3 protein-coding genes and 1 pseudogene are annotated in these 3870 nt (G+C 72.4%); 2 read left to right on the plus strand and 2 right to left on the minus strand.

Going from position 1 to position 3870, the window contains the following annotated elements:
- Positions 1-52: 52 nt before the first annotated feature.
- Together ACIQOV_RS31530 and ACIQOV_RS31535 are read right to left on the minus strand one after the other, a co-directional pair.
- Positions 53-409: a hypothetical protein gene (locus ACIQOV_RS31530; RefSeq protein ID WP_401054082.1), complete on the minus strand. Its 357-nt coding sequence runs from the start codon at positions 407-409 to the stop codon at positions 53-55.
- Positions 410-429: 20 nt separating this feature from the next.
- Positions 430-969 carry an RNA polymerase sigma factor gene (locus ACIQOV_RS31535; RefSeq protein WP_401054083.1) on the minus strand — a complete coding sequence of 180 codons (540 nt, stop codon included), beginning with the start codon at positions 967-969 and terminating at the stop codon, positions 430-432.
- Positions 970-1440: 471 nt separating this feature from the next.
- On the opposite strand from ACIQOV_RS31535, the pseudogene ACIQOV_RS31540 reads away from it, so the two are divergent.
- Both ACIQOV_RS31540 and ACIQOV_RS31545 read left to right on the plus strand, forming a co-directional pair.
- Positions 1441-1604: pseudogene (locus ACIQOV_RS31540) on the plus strand (response regulator transcription factor); the annotation flags it as partial.
- A 437-nt stretch (positions 1605-2041) separates the two neighbouring features.
- Positions 2042-2734, plus strand: a complete 693-nt coding sequence (locus ACIQOV_RS31545; RefSeq protein ID WP_401054084.1) for a DUF1062 domain-containing protein — start codon at positions 2042-2044, stop codon at positions 2732-2734.
- Positions 2735-3870: the final 1136 nt, after the last annotated feature.

Consider the following 3870-nt stretch of genomic DNA (forward strand, 5'->3'; position numbering starts at 1 on the left):
CCCTCGGTGCCCGCCGCCCTTCCGCCCCCCGCCGCCCTCGGGTGGGAGCCGCTCAGACGGTGGAGCCCGTGAACGCCGACCGCACCTCCTCCCCGTGCTCGTCGTGGCGGTCGGCGACGGCCAGCGTGCACCGGCCGTCCTCGCAGGAGCGCTGGAGGCGGCCCCGCGAGACGGTCTGCGCCAAGCCGATCGCCCAGCACGTCGGGCAGCCGCGCAGGGCGAGCAGGCCGACCGGCAGGAGGGCCAGGCCGACCGGCCCGACCGCCGGGACGAGGGCGACCGAGCCGATCAGCGAGCCGATGCCCACCACGCCGCGCACGACGTGTTCGGCCAGGGACTTGCTCGCGAAGTCGGGGCCCCCGGGTCCGGTGGCGGTTCCGGGCTTCGTTCCGGGCTTCGTTCCGGTCATCGTTTCCTCCACGGGCGGATTCAGGTGGCGGGCCGCAGTGTCCGGTGGACCGCCGAACGGGCCCGGTGCAGACGGGACTTCATCGCCGCCGTGCTGAGGCCCAGCGCGTCGGCGACCATCCGGCCGCTGTGGCCCTGGATGTCCCGCATGATCAGCACTCGGCGCTGGTCGGGGGGCAGGGCGGCGACCGCGGCCGCCACCGTGCCGGCTTCCAGGCGGCGCAGGGCGGTCTCCTCGGCGGAGTCCACGCAGACGTCCTGTCGCAGCGGTGCGCCGTGGTCCCGCAGCCGGGTCCGTGCGCGCCGGAGGCACTCGTTGCGGACGATGCGGAACATCCAGGACGCCAGGGCGCCGGAGGCTCGCAGCATCCCGATCTTGCGGTACAGGATGATCAGGGCCTCCTGTGCCGCGTCCTCCGCGTCCTCCGGGGTGGCGCAGAGGGAACGGGCGAACCGCTGCACATTGGGGTGCGATCCCGACACCAGCGCGGCGATCGAGTCGACGTCGCCGGCCTGCGCGGCGGCGATCAACTGCTCGCCGGGCCAGGTCGATTCAGCCACGCCCGGCTCGCTTGCGCTTCACGGCCAGCATGCAGGTGCAGAGCAGCACCAGGGCGACGGCGATGCCGATTCCGATGATCATCACTACCTCCGGATCCCGTACCCGACGTTTGTCGGAACGTTTATAAGAGGTGCGGGTCGCTCCAAAGGATTCGGCCCGCGCCGCAGAAAGTCGTCCGGGTTCCCGGCGGGGCGCCGACGGCCGTGCCACGGCCCGTACGGCCTGCGCGAGCGGCCGGGTGCACGGAGAGTTGTGACTGGTCGGGGTAGTTGTCACCCGGGGCGCCCTGCGACCTGCGCGTTCGCCCCGCCGTGGTCGCGCTAGCTGTCACCGAGTGGTCGAGATTGTTGTCACCTGCCTCGCCTGGTCACGGCGGTTGTCACCGCCCGGGGCAGCGAACCGGCTGGTCAAGGTCGGCGCTCCAACCTGGCGGGTGACGACCGCCGTGCGCATCACCGGAGCACTACGCCGGCCTGACGCCTCAGGAGACGCAGACCGTCCGCCTCGCCGCCCAGGGATGTCCAACCGGGACATCGCCGCCCAGCTCTTCCTGAGTTCGCGAACGGTCGGCTACCACCTCCAGAAGGCCTATCCGAAGCTCGGCGTCGGCTCGCGCGGGGAACCGGCGGCGCTGGTCCGACGGCGGTGGTCCGAAAAAACCGGTTGCGGGGGAGCGCGGCCCAGATCACGATGTGCGGCATGTACCTGTGCTGACGACTGCCACGTAGCAACTCACCCCTACGCGATCGACCTCTGCGCCGAGCCACCGGCCGCGCGCCGAGTCGATGACACGCGCGCTCACGCGATCGACCGCCCTCGGCGCTCGGCCATGCCGCCATGCCGACATGTCGCCATGTGGCCATGTCCCGAGGCGATGAGACGCGCCGTCGCGAGTTGCCACGGAGAGATACGACCTGTCGCGCGATCGACCTCGGGACGCCCCGCCATGCGGCCACCCGCCCCGAGGCGATGACACGCGCCCTCGTGAGCACTCGTCAGATTCCAGGAACCCCGGCCGATCCATCCGATCCGGCCTGCGCGCGTTCCTGCTGAACCAGGAAACAGACCACCATGCATACCGAACGCAAGGCCCGCTGGGCCGTGCGCCAGTCCGCGCTGCCCACCGCCGTCCGCAGCTGCCCGGACTGCTCCAGCACGCGGCACCGGCCCTCGGGCAAGATCCGTGTCAACGCCAACGGCAAGCTCCTCGACGTCTGGCTGCTGCTCAGCTGCGCGGGCTGCGACCGGACCTCGAAGGTGCCCGTCCACGAGCGCGTCCACACGTCGTCGCTGGAACCCGCCCGCAGGGAGGCGTACGAGAACAACGACCTCGCCGTGGTGCGGGAACTGATGATGAGTGCGTCGCTCGCCGCCAAGAACGGCTACAGCCTGGACTGGAGCGGCACCTGGGAGCTGGAGGCACGCACGCCGCTCCACGCGATCGACGATCCGACCCCGCTGACGGTGCTGGTGAGCTTCGAGCTGCCGGTCCCGGTCCGGGTCGAACGCCTGCTCATGTCCGGCCTCGGCCTCAGCCGCAGCCGGGTCCGCCGGATGGTCGCGGACGGCCGCATCCGCCTGCCGCTCGCCCCGGACGCCAAGGTGCGCCGCGACTTCGAGCTGACGGTCCACGCTCCGGCGGCGCCCCTGGCTCAGCTCGCGGCTCCGGTCGCGGCGACGCGGCGGGAGGCGGTGCGCGAACTCGGCGCCGCCGACGTCGTCGAGGCGCCGCTGCGCCTGTCGCGCGCGGTGTCCGGGGCGTAGGCCGACGGCTCGGTGCGGGGCGGTACCCGCGCGCGGCTCACGGACTCGCCGTTCGTGAGCCGCGCGGCGGGCTCCCGCGTGGTGGGTCCAGCCTCTTCCGACGACGCAGTCCCGGGTGCCGCAACGGTGGCGGCAGGCGGTGGTCGGAGCGTGGCCGGAACCCTGAGCGTCCCCAGGCCCGACGGCAGGATCGTCGCCATCGACGCAGGTCACCAGGCTGTGCGCTTCTACCGCCGCACCGCAGCCGGTGGCCGCGGTGCGGCGGTACCTGTCGCGCCCGACCTTGCTGCGGCGCCGGCTGGCTGCCGCCGACCGGTTGGATCCGGCGGAGGGTGGCGCGGTGGTGCTGCGCTGCCGGCCACCGATCCCGACGGCCGCACCGTGATCGCCTCCGGCACCGTCACGGCCTACGATCCGCCGGCCCTTTTGGAGCTGGACCTCGACCCGCACGGGCGGGTCCGGTCGACCTGGCCGACGAGGGCGGCGGCACGGCTCTCGCCTTCAGCGCCAAGCTGCCCGTGCCCTCCTCGGGGAGGGTTCCGGGAAGGGGGGTGACAGACATCGCGGCCAGGTGACAACTCGCCGGGACCCGCCACCGGCAACGCACCAACCGGCTCGGCGAGCTCCGACCGATCGCTGCCGCCCTCGACGCCTGCGCACGCGACCTCGCTGCCGAGATCGACCAGCCGGACACACCCCGAAACCCCTGACCGAGACCCCGGCCGCGAAGGTCCGCCGAACCCTGGGACCGTCCCCGGGTGAAGCGGTACCCAGGTCACCGGACGCGGTCACCGGCCCGATCACCCCGGGGGCGACCGCCGCTGAGGCGGCACCCCCGGGGTCGGGGTGTTCGGCGCGTCGCGCCCGTGGTGACAGATGCCGCGTTGAAGTGACAGGTATCGCGTTCAGGCACAAGAGTGCGGGTGGGTTGACCAGGTCGGACTTGAATCTTTGCGAACGAATGTTCGATCCTGGGGGTGTGCCCGTTTTCGAATCTGTTTTCGAATCCACCGCCGAGCAGCCCGCACGCCCCGTGCTCCGCCCGGTGGCGTCCCCGGCTGCCGCACCGGGGGAGCGAGGGGAGCGGGAGGCACCGGCCTCGCCCCGATGAAGGCGATCATCGAGCAGCAGACCAC

The sequence above is a fragment of the Kitasatospora sp. NPDC091257 genome (genome assembly GCF_044757675.1).
Lineage (GTDB): Bacteria > Actinomycetota > Actinomycetes > Streptomycetales > Streptomycetaceae > Kitasatospora > Kitasatospora lactacystinica.

Bases quoted from the DNA above. Each gene is read 5' to 3' on its own strand.
- ACIQOV_RS31545 (WP_401054084.1), top strand. From the start codon at position 2,042: ATGCATACCGAACGCAAGGCCCGCTGGGCCGTGCGCCAGTCCGCGCTG.
- ACIQOV_RS31530 (WP_401054082.1), bottom strand. From the start codon at position 409: ATGACCGGAACGAAGCCCGGAACGAAGCCCGGAACCGCCACCGGACCC.